We start from the raw sequence: 17,832 nt of genomic DNA on the forward strand, positions 1-17,832 counted from the left end.
ACAGGAGAGGCACCATGTTTGAGGTCAACGCCGCTGGCTTTCAGGTGGCCAATAAGGCACTGCTACACGCCACGACCACCACCTTTGCCCCTGGCCAAGTGTGCGGTTTGATCGGCCACAACGGTTCGGGCAAATCCACGCTGCTGAAACTGTTGGCGCGCCAGCAAAGCGCCTCAGAAGGTGAAATCCGTTTTGCCCAGCGCCTGGTTAGCGACTGGGGCCAGCGCGAATTCGCCCGCCAAGTGGCGTATCTTCCTCAGCATTTACCCCCCACTGAGCACCTGACTGGGCGTGAACTGGTCGCCATGGGACGCTATCCGTGGCACGGCTTGCTGGGCCGGCACACCGCCAAGGACCGCGAAGCCGTCGAGCGGGCGCTTACGCTCACGCACACCGAGTCGCTGGCTGACCGCCTGGTGGATACGCTTTCTGGGGGCGAGTGCCAGCGCATTTGGCTTGCGATGCTGCTCGCGCAAGGGAGCCAGTTTCTGCTGCTCGACGAGCCGCTCGCCGCGCTCGATATCGCCCACCAGGTCGATGTGCTAGCACTGATTCAGCGGCTAACGCACGAGCTGGGGCTGGGTGTGATCATCGTGTTGCACGATATCAACATGGCCGCCCGCTACTGCGACCGGCTGGTCGCGCTCCACGGTGGCCGCCTGCTGGCCGATGCCCCCCCGGCGTGTTTAATGCAACGCGATACGCTTCAAGCCATCTACGGCATCGATATGCGCATCGTGGACCATCCTACGTCTGAACACCCTGTTGCCGTGGTGGCGTGATGCGCACCCTGCTACACCACCTACCGGCTTTGTTTACCGGCTGGATTCTCATGCTAGCCAGCGCCCTCAGCAGCGCGGCATCGCCGCAGTGGGCAACGCTGGACTGGACGCTGGTGGAAACACTGATCGCGCTGGATGCCCCGTTAAGTGGCGTGGCACAAATCGATGCCTACCACGCCTGGGTTGATAAGCCCCGCATCCCCGACACGGCGATCGATTTAGGTTTGCGCACCCAGCCCAACCTGGAACTGCTCGCGGACTTGGCGCCCGATGCCATTTTTATCTCGCCCATGTTTAGCCACTTAACCCCGCGGCTATCGCGCATCGCTCCGGTCGAATCGCTGCCGCTTTACCAGGCCGACAGTGATACGTGGCAGGAGATGCAGGCGCTAACGCGAAAACTCGGCGAGCATGTTGACCGTGAGAAGCAGGCCGAATCGCTGATTGCCGAAACAATGGCGCTCATTAACCGCCTGAAAGCGCGTGTTTCGCCCACGGCGCCGCTGCTGATGGTGCAATTTATGGATGAGCGCCACGTGCGGGTATTCGGTGAAAACGGCCTCTATCACGCTGTTTTAGAGCAGCTGGGTATTGCCAACGCCTGGCAGGCGCCCACCAACGCCTGGGGCTTTTCTCTGGTCGGCCTCGAAGGCCTCGCTGCGTACCCTGACGCGCAACTTGTGGTGGTCGAGCCACTGCCCGTGGGGGTGGAGGCGTCGTTGGCGGAAAGCGGCCTGTGGCAGCAACTCCCCAGCGTGCGAGAGGAGCGCGTTATCACCCTACCGCCGTTGTGGAGCTTTGGCGCCCTGCCCTCCGCACAGCGCTTTGCGCGCACACTGGTGAGTGCGCTGGAGGCACAACATGACGACTAAGGAGCTAAAGCGCTATCAACCCACCGTTTTGACGCTGCTGCTCGCGGCACTGGCGGCCGGGCTCGCCGTTTCCGCGCTCTTGCCTGTCACGCTCAGCGAGGCAATTAGCCTTATCTGGGTCCTAGAAACGCCATTAATGCCTACCTTTGCGGTGGTGCACTTTAGCTTCTGGCCGCGGCTGGCAATGGCACTGCTTGCAGGCGCTGGTCTGGGCTTGGCTGGGGTGTTGATGCAGCAGGTGCTGCGCAACCCTTTGGCCTCACCGACAACGCTCGGGGTCGCCAGCGGCGCCAACCTCGGCTTGATGGCGGCGACGCTATTCGTTCCCGAGCTGCTTTTTTGGGGACGCGAATGGGTAGCGCTTGCCGGTGGTGCCGCGGCCATGGGCGGTGTTTTCCTTCTCGCGTGGCGCAGCGACCTCGCTCCCGCAGTAGTCGTCCTGGCAGGGCTGGTGATGAACCTCTACGCCGGCGCGCTGGGGATGGTGCTGCTTCTATTTCATCAAGAAGCGCTTAAGGGCCTGCTAATTTGGGGAGCGGGGTCGCTTTCGCAAAATGGTTGGAGCGACCTTGAGTTTTTGTGGCCGCGCCTGCTGTTCGGCGCCCTTGCGGCGGCACTGCTACTGCGCCCACTGCAACTCCTTACGCTGGACGATGCCTCGGCGCGCAGCCTCGGCGCCTCCCTCAAAGCGCTACGCTTTGGCGGGCTGGGCGTGGCGGTCTTTATCACCGCCTGCGTGGTCAGCGTGGTGGGCATTATCGGCTTTATAGGCCTAGCCGCTCCCAATCTTGCCCGGTTGGCCGGCGCTCGGCGCCTGGGTGAGCGCGTCATGTATTCCATGCTGCTTGGGGGGTTACTCCTAGCCAGCACCGATTTAGCACTGCAGCAGATCCCCGGCATGCTGCCGACGTTAATTCCCACGGGGGCGGCCACCGCCGCGCTGGGCGCGCCGCTTTTGCTGTGGCTGATTACGCGCTTATCGCTGACAACCCCTCATGTATCGCGAGGCCTGCCCCCGCACGTCGCCTCTCACTTAGGCCGGCGTAGCGCTGTTCTCATGGGATTAACGCTGCTCAGTATCGTGATCGCGCTGCTGTTAGGCCAGAGAGCCAGTGGCTGGTTTTGGGCCGGCCTAGAGAGTATCGACGTGCTGCAGTGGCGCTGGCCACGCCTGTTGGCCGCCGCTGGTAGCGGTGTGTTGCTTGCGCTGGCCGGCACACTGCTACAGCGGGTAACCGCCAACCCCATGGCAAGCCCCGAAGTGCTGGGTATCAGCGGGGGCAGCGCCATCGCCCTGATCGGCGCCATCTACGCCTTACCCTCACCCAGCCCGGCCATGCTACTGGGTGCCGGTACCCTCGGTGCGCTGGTCACGCTGGGTATTTTGATTCTGTTTAACTACCGTAGCGGGTTTACCCCGTCGCGCCTGCTGCTTACCGGGGTGGCCATCACGGCGCTATTTGACGCGGTGCGCGCCTTTATTCTTGCCGGTGGAGACCCTCGCGGTCAGCAGGTGCTGGCGTGGCTTTCGGGCTCGACCTACTACACCACACCAGCTGGCGCCATCGGCATTGCCGTGATCGCCGCGCTCGGTGTCGCGTTAACCCTGCTCTTCAGCCGCTGGCTAGCCATTCTTCCGCTCGGCGGCGAGGCCTCGACCGCCATCGGATTGCCGCTGCGGCACGCTCGGCTTTCGCTCCTCACGCTGGTGGCATTTCTCACCGCAAGCGCTACCCTGGTCGTCGGCCCGCTCTCGTTTGTGGGGCTACTCGCGCCGCACCTGGCCAAGATGCTCGGCTTTCAGCATGCACGCGCGCATCTATTGGGTGGCGCGTTAGTCGGGGCGCTGATCATGACCAGTGCCGACTGGTTTGGCCGTCAGTGGCTATTCCCGCAAGAGATCCCTGCAGGCTTGGTCGCCTCGCTGATCGGTGGCGCTTACTTCATGTGGCGCTTGGCACGCATTTAAGCCGCACCGCTTGCTCCCTACCCAGCCTTGGCTAAATAAGCTAAGTTGGCTGCCTAAATAAGCGGATTGAGCGAGGGAACCGCCATGACACTGGCCATTGTCGCCACCCGTGCCGGGCTGGGGCTGGAAGCACCGGAAGTGCACGTCGAAGTTCACCTGGCCAACGGCCTGCCGGGCTTGACCCTGGTGGGTTTGCCGGAAACCGCCGTAAAAGAAAGCCGCGAGCGAGTACGCAGTGCCTTGGTCAACGCCGGCTTCGATTTTCCCAACACCCGGCGCATTACCCTGAATCTCGCCCCGGCGGATCTACCCAAGGAAGGCGGGCGTTTCGATTTGCCTATCGCCCTAGGGATCCTGGCGGCCTCCGGCCAGCTTCCGGTGGAAGCTCTGGAAGGCATGGAGTGCGCCGGAGAATTGGCGCTGGACGGAAAGTTGCGCGCTTTTCCCGGGGTGCTGCCCTTTGCGCTGGCCACCCGCCGGACAAGGCGCCGCTTGATCATCCCCCGGGAATGCGCCGAGGAAGCCGCCCTGGCCGGTGACCTGGAGGTATTGCCTGCCGACAACCTCTGGCAGGTGGTCGCCCATCTGCTCGGCCAGGAACCCATTGCGCCGCACCGGCTCGGCCCCAGAGCCAAGGCGGAAGGCCTGATCGACGACCTGGCCGAAGTGCGCGGACAGCATCAGGCGCGCCGCGCCCTGGAAGTCGCCGCGGCAGGTGGCCATAATCTCTTATTTGCAGGTCCGCCGGGTACCGGCAAGACCATGCTCGCCAGCCGGCTGCCCGGCATTTTACCGCCGCTGAGCGACGATGAAGCCCTGGAAGTGGCCGCCGTGCGCTCGGTCTGCGGGCTGACGCTGGACCAGCATTGGGGGCGAAGACCCTTTAGACAACCACACCACAGTGCCAGTGCCGCGGCCTTGGTCGGCGGCGGCTCCAAACCCAAGCCCGGCGAGATCTCGCTTGCCCACCACGGCGTGCTGTTTTTGGACGAATTACCCGAATTTTCGCGCCATGTGCTGGAGGTGCTCAGGCAACCGCTGGAATCCGGCACCATTCATCTGGCACGCGCCAGCCACGAACGCCGGTATCCGGCTCAGTTCCAGTTGGTGGCGGCGATGAACCCCTGCCCTTGCGGGCATCTGGGCGACCCGCGCCAGCGTTGTCAGTGCAGCAACGCCCAAATCCAGCGTTATCAGGCCCGGGTTTCCGGCCCGCTGCTGGACCGCATCGACCTCCAGGTGGAGGTGCCCGCCTTGCCTGCGCAGCAACTCACCGCCCAGACCCAGGGGGAGTCCTCCGCCGCGGTACGCGAGCGGGTCATCGCTGCACGGGAACGCCAGTTGGCACGTGGCGCATTGAATAGCCATCTGGGTGGGCGCGAACTCGAAGCCGCCTGCGCCCTGCAAGCCGACGAACGCGCCTGGCTTGCCGAGGTACTGGAAAAACTCAGGCTTTCGGCCCGCGCCTACCATCGGGTGCTGCGTGTGGCGCTGACCCTGGCGGATCTTCAAGGGGAGCCACGTCCCGCGCAACCACATCTCATGGAGGCAATTGGCTATCGTCAGCTGGATCGGCTGTTGAAAGGAGGCTAGCCGACAGCGCCAGGTGGTCGATGAAGTCATCCAGAGCGCTGAATAACACTTGGCGAATGGGCTCGGCTTCATTGACCAGATGATGACGCGCCTCGGGGTGACGATGCACTTGCGCTTGCGGAAACTTTTCCTCCAGCACTGCCAGGTTCCATTCCCAATCCACGGTAATATCCTGTTCACCTTGAAGAATCAAGGTGGGTACCTGGCTGGGGGGCAGCGCTAGCAGCCGAGGCATCCAACGGCGCATGGCGCTTATCCAGGCCACGTTCAAGTGGTTGTGCTGGAGCGGGTCCTGTTCACGTAAAAATTCGGTGAAGGCCTCATCGGTCGTGTTAGCCCGGTATTTGCGCGGTAGCTGACTCACGAACGGACTTGCCAACCAATGCACCCAACTCGATTGGCTCCAACCCCAGGGGCGCACCAGCGGTGCCAGCAATACCAGCCCCGACCAATGGGCGTTATCCGCACGGGTCAGAGCGTCGGTGGCCAGAATCGCCGCGCCGGTACTTTGCCCGACACCCAGCCAAGGTTTCGGGGCCAGACCTTGTTGCTCAAGGTAGTCCTGCAGGTAGATCAGGCAGTGTTGATAGTCTTCAAAATCTTTAATCGTGGCGCGTGGTCCACTGGAAAGGCCGTGGCCGGGCAAGTCCCATAACACCACGCGAAAGCGTTGTGCCAACAGACGTTCGAGTAGATGTCGATAAAGCCCCAGATGGTCGTAATAACCGTGCACCACAAACGCCGTGCCTATCGGTTCCGGTGGACTCCATACCTGGCACCACAACTGGAAGCGCTGCGTGTCGAGATAGCCGACATACAGACCCACGTGCTCGGTCAGCAGCGGGGCCAAACCATAATATTCCAGGTAATCGGTCAGCGGTTGACCACCTTTCGAATCAAAAGGGGCTATCGGCCCCAGGGCCTGCAGGGGGGTAAAGTCGGTCATCGTATCCTCCAACAGGGTAGGACAGGGGTGTGCCATGAGTCGTTCACGCTGGGACGAAAGCGATTTGCGTGAACGCAGCAAAATCTCACCATACCAGAAGGTACCCGCGCCGGCAGGACGGCATGAAACGATTGCAGCCTCACTCCCAGTCCTCGACGCCCGCCATGTCAGGAAGCTCGTGAGCGATGCTCTTGTGGTGGGTAAAGTCCATGGCCCCCTCGTCGTGACAGTTGCGACACTCCAGTGAATCGTTGGCCTCGGAGCGGTTGGTGAAGTGGATGGTCGGTGGGCAGCGCTGCACCGACGTAATAGCCAGGTATCCGGGGACAGGCCTTGACTCACCGGGGTCTTTCCCCGACTCCTGCCGGTGCCGCCCTTATGGGTGAACGGCCGGCTTCTTCACCTCATCCTCGGCGGGCTCCTCCAGCGGCTCGCCCTCCTCGTTCTGGAGCTGATGATCGTACGCCGCCTGGAGGCCGGCATCCTCCTCTTCTTCCTCATCGGCCTGGGCTATGTGGCCCGGGTAGAACGGCGACAGGATGGCCGCCAGGATGCCGAGCGCGGCGAACATGGCAAACGCGTCGGCGTAGCCGAAGGCATTCACCAGCCCGCCGACGACCGGTGAGCCGCTCGCCTGCCCGAGCGATACCGCCATGAAGGGCAGCACCGGGCCCATCGACAGCCGGCCCGGCAACAATCGGATGCCGGTCATCAGGTAGAGCCCCGTCAGGCTCATGTAGGCCAGGCCGAAGACCAGTGCGGAGAAGGCCGCCAGCAACGACTGCCCGGGACTCGCCGCCAGCAGCGCCAGGCTCGCGGCCAGCATCATCAGCATCAGGGCCTGGGTGATGGGAGGATTGTTACGATCAGCCAGGTCGGCCACCACGGCACCGCCGAGGCCGGCGATGCCCACCGCGAGCCATAGCCAGCCGGTGGTGCCGGACGGAAGGCCGCCGAGGGTCACCACCAGGTCGGGCGCGAAGATCCAGTACGCGGAGGAGACGAAACCCATCACGAAGGCAAACAGCGATAGCCTGACGAGGCGCGACCATGGCAGCTCGCTGATCGGGGGCGGCGGCGCGGCGTTCCCCGGCGCGATCCGCGACACGGAGGGCAGGAAGAGCCAGGCGGCAATCAGGCCGATGCCCGCCAGGACGGCGAAGGAGAGGTACGCGAAACGCCAGGCGTCGGCCAGGAATAGCACCGTCGGTACGGCTACGATCACGCCGATGCTGGTCCCCGCGTTCATGATCGAGCTGACGCGTCCGTGCATCGAGCGTTTCACCAACGCCTGCATGACGGCCGTGAGCGCGGGCATCATCAGGCCGGTGCAGATACCGCACGCGAACACCCCCACGCCCAGCAGCAGCGCGTCGGCGGCTTGGCTGATCATCGTCAGGCCGCCGACGCCGAATGCCCCGGAGAGCACCGCCGTGTTGCGGGCGCCGAGATGGTCGGTGATGAACGGCGCGATCGCCGTGGCCAGCAAGAAACTGATGAGCGGCAGCGCGCCGATGATGCCGATCACATATGGCGTGAGTCCCAGCTCGTCTCGGATGGGGGGTACGAAGAGCCCGAAGGCGAAGCGCGCGAGCCCGTAACTGATCGCGACCAGCGCCGCACCGAAGATCGCAAACCCTGTGCTCGAAAGAGGCTTCATGCCGCTTCCCCCAGGCAAGCATCGACGATGCCGGTTGCTCCCGGGGCCCGGCGCCGCACTTGCCGCGCGATCACCGCCTGTTGATGCCCACTATGGTTATTTTCCTGGATCACACTGCCTCCCTCATATCTCGGGTTCATGGAATAGCTGCCGCGCTCTGAAGCAGCAGGTAAAGTCGGGAGGGCCAGCGGCACGACCGTGGTGGCAAAGGACTCGAGGACGGTCGCGCGATCCGGGGTGGCGCCCATGGCAGTGCCTCCTGGCGGGTGAAGTCAGGACGCTCGATTGAATCGCACTCCTGGGGGCCGGTCAAGCCTGCGCCCCAGGAGTGCGGCGCCATCGGAGGTGATCTCACGGCCCTTGTAGCGTGGAAACGAGGCGGTCGGCGTGATACATTTCGTCATAGTGGCCGTTGCGGTTGATTTTTGTGTAGCTGCTTGAATAATAAACGATTTTCAGCCGTTTTTTCATTTCTGGTGCAATTTCCGGGCTAGCCAGGTCGGCAATGGCGTAGCTCGACCCGATGGCAACGGGCCAGGTTGGCATTGGGTTAACCCTATGTCTAGGGCAGGGATCTTGATCTTCAGGTTTACATGTGGAAGTATTTTCCACAAAATCGTGGCATGCCGGTTGAGTGATGCCACTCCCGCTTATCCTGCGATAGGCGCAAGCCGACCGCCGACGAACATGAGGAGCCCTCTATGTCCCAACGTATCTCTCGCCATCGCCTGCAGGTGGCCACCGAGCTGGATCAGTTCATCACGGAACAGGCACTGCCGGGCACCGGCGTCGATCCCGAAGCCTTCTGGGCCGGCGTGGATGCACTCTTCCATGACCTGACGCCCAAGAATCAACAACTGCTGAAAACCCGCGACACCTTGCAAGAAGCGCTCGATACCTGGCATCGCGAAAACCCCGGTCCCGTGCAAGACATGCCGGCCTATCGCGCCTTCCTCAAGAAAATCGGTTACCTTGTCCAAGCACCGGCACATGTCTCGGCGACCACCACCAATGTCGACCGTGAAATCGCCGTTCAGGCCGGTCCCCAGCTGGTGGTTCCGGTAAGCAACGCTCGCTACGCCTTGAACGCTGCCAATGCTCGTTGGGGCAGCCTGTACGATGCTCTTTACGGCACCGATGCCATCTCCGAAGCCGATGGCGCCGAAAAAGGCACCAGCTTCAACCCCAAGCGCGGCCAAAAGGTCATCGCCTACGCGCGAGGCGTGCTCGACCGTGCCGCGCCGCTGGCCACCGGCTCGCACCATGATGCCGTGAAGTATGTGTTGCGCGACGAGCACTTGATCGTGACCTTGGAAGGCGGGCGTGAAACCGGCCTCAAGGATCCGGGCAAGCTGATCGGCTTCACCGGCGACGCTGCCAAGCCCGAGAGCATCCTGCTGGCCAACCACGACCTGCACCTGGAAATCCAGATCGACCCGTCTCATCCGATCGGCAAGACAGATCCGGCGGGCGTCAAGGATGTCGTCGCGGAAGCCGCGCTCACCACCATCATGGATTGCGAAGACTCCGTCGCCGCCGTGGATGCCGAGGATAAAGTGGGTGTCTACAGCAACTGGCTGGGCTTGATGAAAGGCAATCTCGAAGAGCAGATCGAAAAAGGCAGCAAGACCAGCACACGCCGGCTGCATGCCGACCGTATCTGGCAGACAACCAATGGCGGTAGCGTCACCTTGCCCGGCCGCTCCTTGATGTTCGTGCGCAACGTAGGGCATTTGATGACCACGCCGGCGGTACTCGATGCCGAGGGTAACGAACTGCCGGAAGGGATTCTGGATGCAGTGATGACCTCGCTGCTCGCCCTGCATGACCTCAAAAAGGATGCCAGCCAGCCGCGCAATTCGCGTACCGGTTCGGTGTATATCGTCAAACCCAAAATGCACGGTCCCCAGGAAGTGGCCTTCGCCAACGAACTGTTCTCGCGCGTCGAAGACATTCTGGGCATGCAGCGTGACACCCTGAAAATGGGCATCATGGACGAGGAGCGCCGTACCACGGTCAACCTCAAGGCCTGCATTGCCGAAGCGGCGTCACGGGTGGTGTTCATCAACACCGGTTTCCTGGATCGCACCGGTGACGAAATGCATACCGCCATGGAAGCCGGGCCGATGATCCGCAAGGGCGACATGAAAAACGCCGCCTGGATAGGGGCCTACGAGCGCAACAACGTTCTGGTCGGTCTGGCCTGCGGGCTGCGTGGCCGCGCCCAGATCGGCAAGGGCATGTGGGCCATGCCGGATCTGATGCACAACATGCTGGAGCAGAAGATCGGCCATCCCAAGGCCGGCGCCAACACCGCCTGGGTACCTTCACCCACCGCCGCCGTGCTGCATGCGCTGCACTACCATCAGGTCAACGTGGCCCAGGTTCAGCGCGAACTTGAAGACCAGGGCGAGCCGGACCTGCTCGACGACCTGCTTAGCGTGCCGGTGGCGGAAAACGCCAACTGGTCGGATGACGAGATTCAGCAGGAGCTCGACAATAACTGCCAAGGTATCCTGGGTTATGTGGTGCGCTGGGTCGAACACGGCGTGGGCTGCTCCAAGGTACCCGACATCCACAACGTCGCCTTGATGGAAGACCGCGCCACGCTGCGCATCTCCAGCCAGCACATCGCCAATTGGCTGCACCATGGCATCGTTGACGCAGCGCGCGTCGAAGAGACCCTGCAGCGCATGGCCAAGGTGGTCGACAAGCAGAATGCCGGTGACCCGACTTACACCGCCATGAGCGATAATTTCAACGCCTCCACCGCCTTCAAGGCCGCCAGCGACCTGATCTTCAAGGGTCGCGAACAACCTTCCGGCTATACCGAGCCGTTGCTCCACGAATGGCGCCAAGTACACAAGGCCAAGTAAGCGGCCAATACTGCACCACTCAGCCCCGGGCTCGCACCCCGGGGCTTTTTTATTTATGCTCCATTACGTTAACGTTAACGGATGCTTACAACCGCACCATCATCCAAGGATAATTCCAATGACCATGATGACTGTCGAGCAAATCGAGCACTTTCTGGACGAGGTCTTTCCCCAGCGAATGGGCAAGATCGAAAGTGTCGGTGATGACATGCATGCCAATATGCGCTTGGCAATTAACAACACACATCTGCGCCCAGGCTCACGGGTATCTGGACCCACCATGATGGGCTTGGCCGATGTTTGCCTGTACGTGGCCATTTTGGCGCAAATCGGTCCTGTCGCCATGGCGGTGACCACCGACCTTAATTGCCATTTTCTGCGGGCAGCGCCGGGGGATCGTGACATGATCGCCAAGGCTAAAGTGATCAAGCTCGGCCGCCGCTTGGCGGTGGGCGAAGTTCAGCTGTTTTGCGCGGATGATGATCGTCCGGTCGCTCACATCACCGCCACCTATGCCCTGCCGGAAAGCGAGCTAGCGATTACTCGTTAACGCAACAAACACCAGACAAAGCCAGCCGGCGATCAACAACGCCCCACCGAACGGGGTTATCAGGCCAAGGCTCCACTCCCCCAGCGCCATGGCATAAAGCGACCCGGAGAAAGCCAGTATTCCCAGTGTCCATAGCCCTAATACCCATCGCTGGCCCGCCAGAGGCATGGACGCACGCCAAGCCAACACCGCAAGCATCGCCAGGGTATGCCAAGCCTGATAGCGCACACCGGTTTCAAACACCCCCACCATGACGGCACTGACACGTGACGCCAACCCATGGGTCGCATAAGCGCCGGCGACCACCATGACCGCTCCGGAAAGCGCCACGCCCACCCACCATGCCTTGTCACGCATCATTGCCTCTCCTGTTGGCATTGTCTTATTACCCTTTCGCCATACCTTGGTCTTGTCTGAACCGCTATAATAGGAGCGTTTTCATTTCATTTGCGAGGATGCCATGCAGATTCAACTCAACGGCGAACCTCATGCAGTCGACAGCGCCACCACGGCGGCAGATCTGGTCGAGACGCTCGGGTTGACCGGTCGCCGTATCGCCGTGGAGATCAACGAGCAGATCGTGCCACGCAGTCAGCTGGCCGAAACGCGTCTTTGCGATGGTGACCAAGTAGAAATCGTCCATGCCATCGGCGGTGGTTAAGCTACCGGCTTTATCTTGAGGAAACGTTCAATGACACAACAGTTCAACGACAGCCCACTGACACTGGCCGGCCAAACCTTTCATTCACGGCTGCTGGTGGGCACCGGCAAATACAAGGACATGCAGGAAACCGGCGAAGCGATTGCCGCCAGCGGCGCTGAAATCGTCACCTTTGCCGTGCGCCGCACCAACCTGGGGCAAGATGCCGAGGGGCCTAACCTGTTGGATGTGGTGCCGCCCAGCCGCTATACCCTGCTGCCCAACACTGCCGGATGCTACACCGCCAAGGATGCGGTACGCACCTGCCGCCTGGCGCGCGAACTGCTCGATGGCCATAAATTGGTCAAGCTGGAAGTGCTGGGTGATGAAACCACTCTTTACCCCAATGTCATGGAAACCCTGAAAGCCGCCGAAACCCTGCTGGCCGATGGTTTCGATGTCATGGTCTACACCAGCGACGACCCCATTGTGGCGCGGGAACTGGAAGCCATGGGCTGCTGCGCTATCATGCCGCTGGGCTCGTTGATCGGCTCCGGTCACGGCATCCAGAACCCGCATAACCTGCGCTTGATTGTAGAACAGAGCCGCGTGCCGGTGCTGGTGGATGCGGGTATCGGTACCGCTTCAGATGCTGCCATGGCCATGGAAATGGGCTGCGACGGGGTTCTGCTCAATAGCGCCATCGCCCATGCGCGTGAGCCGCTACGTATGGCCCGCGCCATGCAGCTGGCGGTACAGGCCGGACGCGACGCCTTTCTCTCCGGGCGGATGCCGCGCCGCCAGAGTGCCGAACCCTCTTCTCCCTTTGCCGGTCGTATCAACGGCTGAACCCTACTCCACGCTATCCGAGAACTCATGACAGAACCACACGACAACGTTGGTAACGAAGAAGCTGCTGCAAAAGATAGCGGCGGCCCGGAAAACTCGGATGCCCCGCTGCATCGGCGGGGCATCAAAAGCTACGTGATCCGTGGCGGGCGCATGACCCAAGCCCAAACCCGTGGGCTCGAGGCTATCTGGCCACGCCTGGGCCTCAGCCTTGCCGACGGCCTCCAAGACCTTGATGCCCTGTTCGGGCGCCGGGCGTCACGTGTAGTGGAAATCGGCTTCGGCATGGGCAATTCGCTGATCGAGCAGGCCGAAAGCCACCCTGACACCGATTTCATCGGTATCGAGGTACATGCCCCAGGCGTGGGCAAGTTGCTCGATGAAGCCGACAAGCGCGGTCTGACCAATCTGCGCATTTATCGCGAAGACGCCTTGGCGGTGCTTGAGCAGTGCCTGCCGGAAGGTTCGATCGATACATTGCAGCTGTTCTTCCCCGACCCCTGGCCGAAGAAGAAGCATCACAAGCGGCGTATCGTGCAACCGGCCTTCGTCGAGTTGATTCGGACGCGTTTGAAGCCCGGCGGTAACTTTCATCTGGCCACCGATTGGGAAGCCTATGCCCAGTGGATGGCGGAGCTCATGGACGCTGCCCCCGGCTTCACCAATACCGCCGAAGCATCGAGCGCCCCTTATGTGCCGCGCCCTGCCTTTCGTCCTCTCACCAAGTTCGAAGCGCGCGGTGAACGCCTGGGGCACGGTGTATGGGACCTGATCTACCAGCGTACCGACTGAAAACGGCGCTTCTGTCAGCCTCGAGTGCTGCAATCACTCCATGAATCCAGGTTTATCAGCACTCGATGGTATTGACCGCCAAGCCGCCACGCGACGTTTCCTTGTACTTATCCTGCATGTCGGCACCGGTATCGCGCATGGTGCGAATCACCTTGTCGAGCGAGATGAAGTGCTCGCCATCGCCCCGCAAGGCCATCTGAGCGGCATTGATCGCTTTCACCGACGCGATGGCATTGCGCTCGATACAGGGGATCTGAACCAGCCCTCCCACCGGATCGCAGGTCAGCCCCAGGTTATGCTCGAGACCGATCTCGGCGGCATTCTCGACCTGACCCACACTACCCCCAAGCACCTCGGCAAGCCCGGCGGCGGCCATGGCGCAAGCCGAACCGACCTCTCCCTGACACCCCACCTCGGCTCCCGAAATCGACGCATTCTTCTTGCACAGGATACCCACGGCGCCGGCAGCCATCAGGAAATCCACCACATCTTCCTCTCGAGCATTGCCATGAAATTTCATGTAATAGTGCAAGACTGCCGGGATAATGCCTGCCGCCCCATTGGTAGGGGCGGTAACCATACGCCCCCCGGCGGCATTCTCCTCGTTTACCGCCAGCGCAAAGACATTGACCCAGTCCATGGCCGAGAACGTCGAGGCAAAGACGCTGGTATCTTCCTCCATGACCAGCAAACGACGATGCAATGATGCTGCCCGGCGTTTCACATTGAGTCCGCCGGGCAGAACACCGTCATGCTGAAGGCCGGTTTCCACGCAAGCCTGCATGGCTTCCCAGATTTTCCGAAGCCCGGCACGAACATCGGCTTCGCTGCGCCAGGCCATTTCGTTGGCCATCATCAATTGGCTGATACGCAGACCATGCTGGCGACAAAGCCTCATCAATTCAGCCGCCGAATTGAAGTCATAAGGCAGGGGCGTGGTATCACTATCAAGCTCACCGGTACTGGCCTGCGCCTCATCGATGACGAAGCCACCACCCACCGAATAATAGGTGTTGCGGTACAGTTCGCCATCCCAGCTGTAGGCGATCAAGCGCATGGCATTAGGGTGATGCGGCAGGCTCTCTTCGTGCAATTGCATATCCCGGCGCCAGTCAAAGGGAACCGCCAGGTGGCCATCGAGTTGCAAGGTTCGGGTGGTTTGTAACGTCTCGATGACGGGCGTGATCATCGCCGGGTCGATACGGTCGGGGCGCTCTCCCATCAACCCCATGATCACGGCCTGGTCGGTACCATGGCCAAGGCCCGTGGCGGAGAGCGAACCAAACAGCTGTACCTCTATTCTTGTCACACGCATCAGCAGGTTGGCGTTGCGCAGTGCTGCCACGAAGTCGTAAGCAGCGCGCATCGGGCCTACCGTATGCGAACTCGACGGTCCAACGCCGACCTTGAACAGATCGAATACACTAATGGACATCTCGTTTGCTCCAAGACGACATCGAGCGTCGTCATCAATTCTATTTGTCTGCCATGCATGAGCTCGCCTAAATCGTAAGGAGGCATATCAAGATGGTCAGGTGCCTAAAATAGGCGTTGACGCTATATTCAACGCACGTTGCACTAGGCACAATCGATAATATCTTTTCCACGCTTTAGCAGAACTCAACCATGAACCGTCATCTCAACGCTCAGACTCACGCCTGGCTAAAGGTTTTCGCGGTCAGCGCCAGGCACCTGTCCTTCACGCGCGCCGCCGAGGAATTGAATGTCACCACTGGTGCCATCAGTCAACAGATCAAGCAATTGGAGGAACGGCTAGGCTTCAAGTTGTTCCGACGTCGCCCGCGCCAACTTGAGCTGACCGAAGAAGGCAGCCGTTTGGCCGCCGTGGTAGATGAGGCCTATCAAGCAGTGGAGCTCGAGGTGAAACGGCTGCGCTCCGGGGTGATGAGCGGCATCATTCGGCTGCGTAGCGTGCCCTCTTTTCTAGCCCGCTGGCTGATGCCGCGCTTGCCACGCCTACAGGCACGCTTTCCCGATATCGAACTGCACCTGCTCGCCGAAGACAGCACCATCTCGCTGCGCGACGCCGACTTTGACTTGGCTATCGACCTCAACAATGGTCAGATTCCAGGGTTCTCGATCACGCCGTTAATGGAGGAATACATCTTCCCTGTCTGCTCGCCTGCACTGTTACGCCACCACCCACCGTTGCGCCGTCCCGAGGACCTGGCCGAGTATCCCTTGCTGCATGACGTCACGGCCTGGCGCGGCAGCCATGACTACGCCGAATGGGAGTATTACTTGAAAGCCATCGGTGCTCCTCATGTCAACGTCCAACGCGGTTACACCTTCAACCGCAACCAGCTGACCATTGGCGCGGCGACCGCCGGCATGGGAGTGGCCATCGCTCGTCAGACGCTGATCAGCGGCGAGCTGGAAAGCGGCACCTTGGTTGCGCCTTTCTCCGAACGGGTCGCCACCGGCATGCATTACGGCATCGTGAGTAGCCCGGGCGCTCTTGACGACCCCCGGGTTCTGGCGGTGCATGACTGGATCGTCAATGAGGCGCGCAGCACTATCCACCGAACCGAGGGTGGGCACCTGCCTTGGGGCATTGCATAAAAAAGAAAGCCGCCCTGCAGGAGGACGGCAAAAGACCGTGACTAGCAATGAGAGGGAGAAACCATGACAGAAACTGGCAAGTTCCATCCTGGTCGTGTGGCGCCTCACCAACGCCACACCCACACTGTAATCATTCTCATTTAACGCGTCAACAATAATGCGAATCTTTTTTATTTAGATCTTCTCATCCTCCTGCCAGGCGTAGCCAGAGAGGCAACGTGATCATCGCTAAAAGCGTCTGGCCGGTAATCAAGGCGGCCATCATTTCGGCATCACCGCCCAACTGACGCGCCAGAATGTAGGCTGATGTGGCCGTAGGCAGAGCAGCGAACAGCAGGGCGACGTCCCGGCTGACCGTATCCAGCCCCAGTAGCGACGCCAGCACCAATACCATTAGCGGCATCAAGCCCAGCTTGATCATGTTGGAGGCAACGAGGCCGCGATCAAGACGCAACAGTGCCATCGGGCGCAGCGCCACGCCCACCGCCACCAACCCCAGCGGCAGTGCCGCGCGACCGACAAGCTCCACGGCACCACCGCTCCAGCCGGGCAAGCCCACCCCGGAAAGATTCAGCGCAATACCTGCGATACAGGCCAGGATCAAAGGATTGCGCGCCAAAGCGGCAAAGCTCTTGCCCAGGCTGGAAGGCCCCAGCGTACCGGCAGCGATAAAGCTTCCAACACACAGCACATTGACCACCGGCACCATTAAAGCCACCGCGACCGCAGCAGTGGTGGCGCCCAAGCTGCCATGCAAGGCCGCCGCTCCGGCGACGCCCACATAGGTATTGAAGCGTACCGCCCCCTGAAACACCGAGGTGAAGGCCGGCGCCTCCAGCCCGAGCCAGTGACGCAGCCGCCACAGCAAGAAACTGCCTAGTAGAATGGCGCCCAACAGCACCAATGCCAGGCGGCCTACCGGCACCTGATCGACGTCGGCAGTGGCCAGGGTGGACACCAACATGGCGGGGAACAACAGGAAATAGATCAAGCGTTCCATCTGCGGCCAGAAAGTGGCACTCGGCTGGCGCCAATGGCCCAGCAAGGCACCCAGTAGAATCAACAGGAAAAGTGGCCCCAGCGCACCCGCAACACTTCCCATTATGGTTATTCCTCCTCGTATTCTGCGACATCCCGGCACAGGGGCTTCACGCTAAATGCTGCTAGTATGGAAAACACTTTCCGCCACACTTGCGTAGTCACTTATTCTGCCATGAACACGACTCCGGAATCCGCCGGCTCTTCGCCAGGCTATCCCATTCTACGGCTGTTGACGTTACTCACCTGCCTGGCGCTTGCCGTCAGCGGCTGGTATTTACTCACGCACTGGCTACGTGACGATACCAACGTAACCTGGTTTCCTGCCCAGCCGGGGTGTAATTTGCATGAAGCGCCTTGCTCGGCGACGTTGGGTGAGCACGGTCGCATTTCTTTGGCCATTGATACGGAAGGCCATATCGAGGCGCTGCAACGCCTGCCCTTGAACCTGCACCTGGAAGACATTCAAGTAAGCTCTGCCGAGGTGGATTTCGTGGGACGTGACATGGACATGGGCCTGCACCGTTTCCCGCTTGAAAACGCCGCGCCCAATCTGTTTTCAGGGGTCGGGCAAGTGGGTATATGCACTCAGGCAGTCATGCCTTGGCGTGCCCGTGTGATTATCGATACCCCGCAGGGCAAGATGGGCAGTTGGTTCGATTTCGACGTAACCCGGAGTTAA

At 61.1% G+C, this 17,832-nt stretch carries 19 protein-coding genes; 11 read left to right on the forward strand and 8 right to left on the reverse strand.

Going from position 1 to position 17,832, the window contains the following annotated elements; translation table 11 throughout:
• Positions 1–14 precede the first annotated feature (14 nt).
• From GPM19_RS07355 to GPM19_RS07370, 4 genes are all read left to right on the forward strand, one after another.
• Positions 15–782, forward strand: a complete 768-nt coding sequence (locus GPM19_RS07355) for an ATP-binding cassette domain-containing protein (protein ID WP_160418392.1) — start codon at positions 15–17, stop codon at positions 780–782.
• A complete protein-coding gene (locus tag GPM19_RS07360; protein ID WP_160418393.1) occupies positions 782–1,654 on the forward strand; it encodes an ABC transporter substrate-binding protein in 873 nt (290 codons plus the stop codon). Before GPM19_RS07355 ends, GPM19_RS07360 begins: the two co-directional genes overlap by 1 nt.
• The gene (fhuB, locus tag GPM19_RS07365; RefSeq protein WP_160418394.1) at positions 1,644–3,623 is read left to right on the forward strand and encodes a Fe(3+)-hydroxamate ABC transporter permease FhuB; all 1,980 of its coding nucleotides are present in this window, start codon (positions 1,644–1,646) and stop codon (positions 3,621–3,623) included. Before GPM19_RS07360 ends, fhuB begins: the two co-directional genes overlap by 11 nt.
• An 84-nt stretch (positions 3,624–3,707) precedes the next feature.
• Positions 3,708–5,216 carry a YifB family Mg chelatase-like AAA ATPase gene (locus tag GPM19_RS07370; protein ID WP_160418395.1) on the forward strand — a complete coding sequence of 503 codons (1,509 nt, stop codon included), beginning with the start codon at positions 3,708–3,710 and terminating at the stop codon, positions 5,214–5,216.
• Here GPM19_RS07370 and GPM19_RS07375 read toward each other — a convergent pair.
• From GPM19_RS07375 to GPM19_RS07395, 5 genes are all read right to left on the reverse strand, one after another.
• Positions 5,164–6,162, reverse strand: a complete 999-nt coding sequence (locus GPM19_RS07375; RefSeq protein WP_160418396.1) for an alpha/beta hydrolase — start codon at positions 6,160–6,162, stop codon at positions 5,164–5,166. The genes GPM19_RS07370 and GPM19_RS07375 overlap by 53 nt on opposite strands.
• 139 nt (positions 6,163–6,301) lie before the next feature.
• Entirely contained in the window at positions 6,302–6,463 is a 162-nt protein-coding gene (locus GPM19_RS07380; RefSeq protein WP_319928102.1) for a NapC/NirT family cytochrome c, read from the reverse strand.
• Positions 6,464–6,538: 75 nt separating this feature from the next.
• On the reverse strand, positions 6,539–7,822 hold the full coding sequence (locus GPM19_RS07385; RefSeq protein ID WP_160418397.1) for an MFS transporter: 1,284 nt from the start codon (positions 7,820–7,822) through the stop codon (positions 6,539–6,541).
• Positions 7,819–8,070: a hypothetical protein gene (locus tag GPM19_RS07390; protein ID WP_160418398.1), complete on the reverse strand. Its 252-nt coding sequence runs from the start codon at positions 8,068–8,070 to the stop codon at positions 7,819–7,821. Before GPM19_RS07390 ends, GPM19_RS07385 begins: the two co-directional genes overlap by 4 nt.
• Positions 8,071–8,173: 103 nt before the next feature.
• Complete coding sequence (locus tag GPM19_RS07395) at positions 8,174–8,368, reverse strand: hypothetical protein (RefSeq protein ID WP_160418399.1); 195 nt, start codon at positions 8,366–8,368, stop codon at positions 8,174–8,176.
• A gap of 155 nt (positions 8,369–8,523) precedes the next feature.
• Here GPM19_RS07395 and GPM19_RS07400 point away from each other — a divergent pair, with 155 nt between their 5' ends.
• Both GPM19_RS07400 and GPM19_RS07405 read left to right on the forward strand, forming a co-directional pair.
• On the forward strand, positions 8,524–10,698 hold the full coding sequence (locus GPM19_RS07400) for a malate synthase G (RefSeq protein WP_160418400.1): 2,175 nt from the start codon (positions 8,524–8,526) through the stop codon (positions 10,696–10,698).
• Between the two features lie 118 nt (positions 10,699–10,816).
• Positions 10,817–11,248: a PaaI family thioesterase gene (locus GPM19_RS07405; protein ID WP_160418401.1), complete on the forward strand. Its 432-nt coding sequence runs from the start codon at positions 10,817–10,819 to the stop codon at positions 11,246–11,248.
• Here GPM19_RS07405 and GPM19_RS07410 read toward each other — a convergent pair.
• On the reverse strand, positions 11,231–11,605 hold the full coding sequence (locus tag GPM19_RS07410) for a DUF423 domain-containing protein (protein WP_371829353.1): 375 nt from the start codon (positions 11,603–11,605) through the stop codon (positions 11,231–11,233). The genes GPM19_RS07405 and GPM19_RS07410 overlap by 18 nt on opposite strands.
• A 103-nt stretch (positions 11,606–11,708) precedes the next feature.
• On the opposite strand from GPM19_RS07410, the gene thiS reads away from it, so the two are divergent.
• The 3 genes from thiS to trmB are packed head-to-tail and all read left to right on the forward strand — an operon-like array spanning position 11,709 to position 13,529.
• Positions 11,709–11,909: a sulfur carrier protein ThiS gene (thiS, locus tag GPM19_RS07415; protein ID WP_160418403.1), complete on the forward strand. Its 201-nt coding sequence runs from the start codon at positions 11,709–11,711 to the stop codon at positions 11,907–11,909.
• Positions 11,910–11,939: 30 nt separating this feature from the next.
• Entirely contained in the window at positions 11,940–12,737 is a 798-nt protein-coding gene (locus GPM19_RS07420) for a thiazole synthase (RefSeq protein WP_160418404.1), read from the forward strand.
• A 27-nt stretch (positions 12,738–12,764) separates the two neighbouring features.
• Positions 12,765–13,529: a tRNA (guanosine(46)-N7)-methyltransferase TrmB gene (gene trmB / locus GPM19_RS07425; RefSeq protein ID WP_160418405.1), complete on the forward strand. Its 765-nt coding sequence runs from the start codon at positions 12,765–12,767 to the stop codon at positions 13,527–13,529.
• A 55-nt stretch (positions 13,530–13,584) separates the two neighbouring features.
• On the opposite strand, the gene GPM19_RS07430 is transcribed toward trmB, so the two are convergent.
• Positions 13,585–14,964, reverse strand: coding sequence for an L-serine ammonia-lyase (locus GPM19_RS07430; protein WP_160418406.1), 1,380 nt, complete (start codon positions 14,962–14,964; stop codon positions 13,585–13,587).
• A gap of 191 nt (positions 14,965–15,155) precedes the next feature.
• Here GPM19_RS07430 and GPM19_RS07435 point away from each other — a divergent pair, with 191 nt between their 5' ends.
• Positions 15,156–16,112 carry a LysR substrate-binding domain-containing protein gene (locus tag GPM19_RS07435; RefSeq protein ID WP_160418407.1) on the forward strand — a complete coding sequence of 319 codons (957 nt, stop codon included), beginning with the start codon at positions 15,156–15,158 and terminating at the stop codon, positions 16,110–16,112.
• A gap of 184 nt (positions 16,113–16,296) precedes the next feature.
• Here the strand turns inward: GPM19_RS07435 and GPM19_RS07440 are convergent, their stop codons facing one another.
• Positions 16,297–17,214, reverse strand: coding sequence for an AEC family transporter (locus GPM19_RS07440; protein WP_160418408.1), 918 nt, complete (start codon positions 17,212–17,214; stop codon positions 16,297–16,299).
• A 66-nt stretch (positions 17,215–17,280) separates the two neighbouring features.
• On the opposite strand from GPM19_RS07440, the gene GPM19_RS07445 reads away from it, so the two are divergent.
• A complete protein-coding gene (locus tag GPM19_RS07445; RefSeq protein ID WP_227842237.1) occupies positions 17,281–17,832 on the forward strand; it encodes a hypothetical protein in 552 nt (183 codons plus the stop codon).

It is taken from the genome of Vreelandella zhuhanensis, assembly GCF_009793355.1.
GTDB classification, from domain to species: Bacteria; Pseudomonadota; Gammaproteobacteria; order Pseudomonadales; family Halomonadaceae; genus Vreelandella; species Vreelandella zhuhanensis.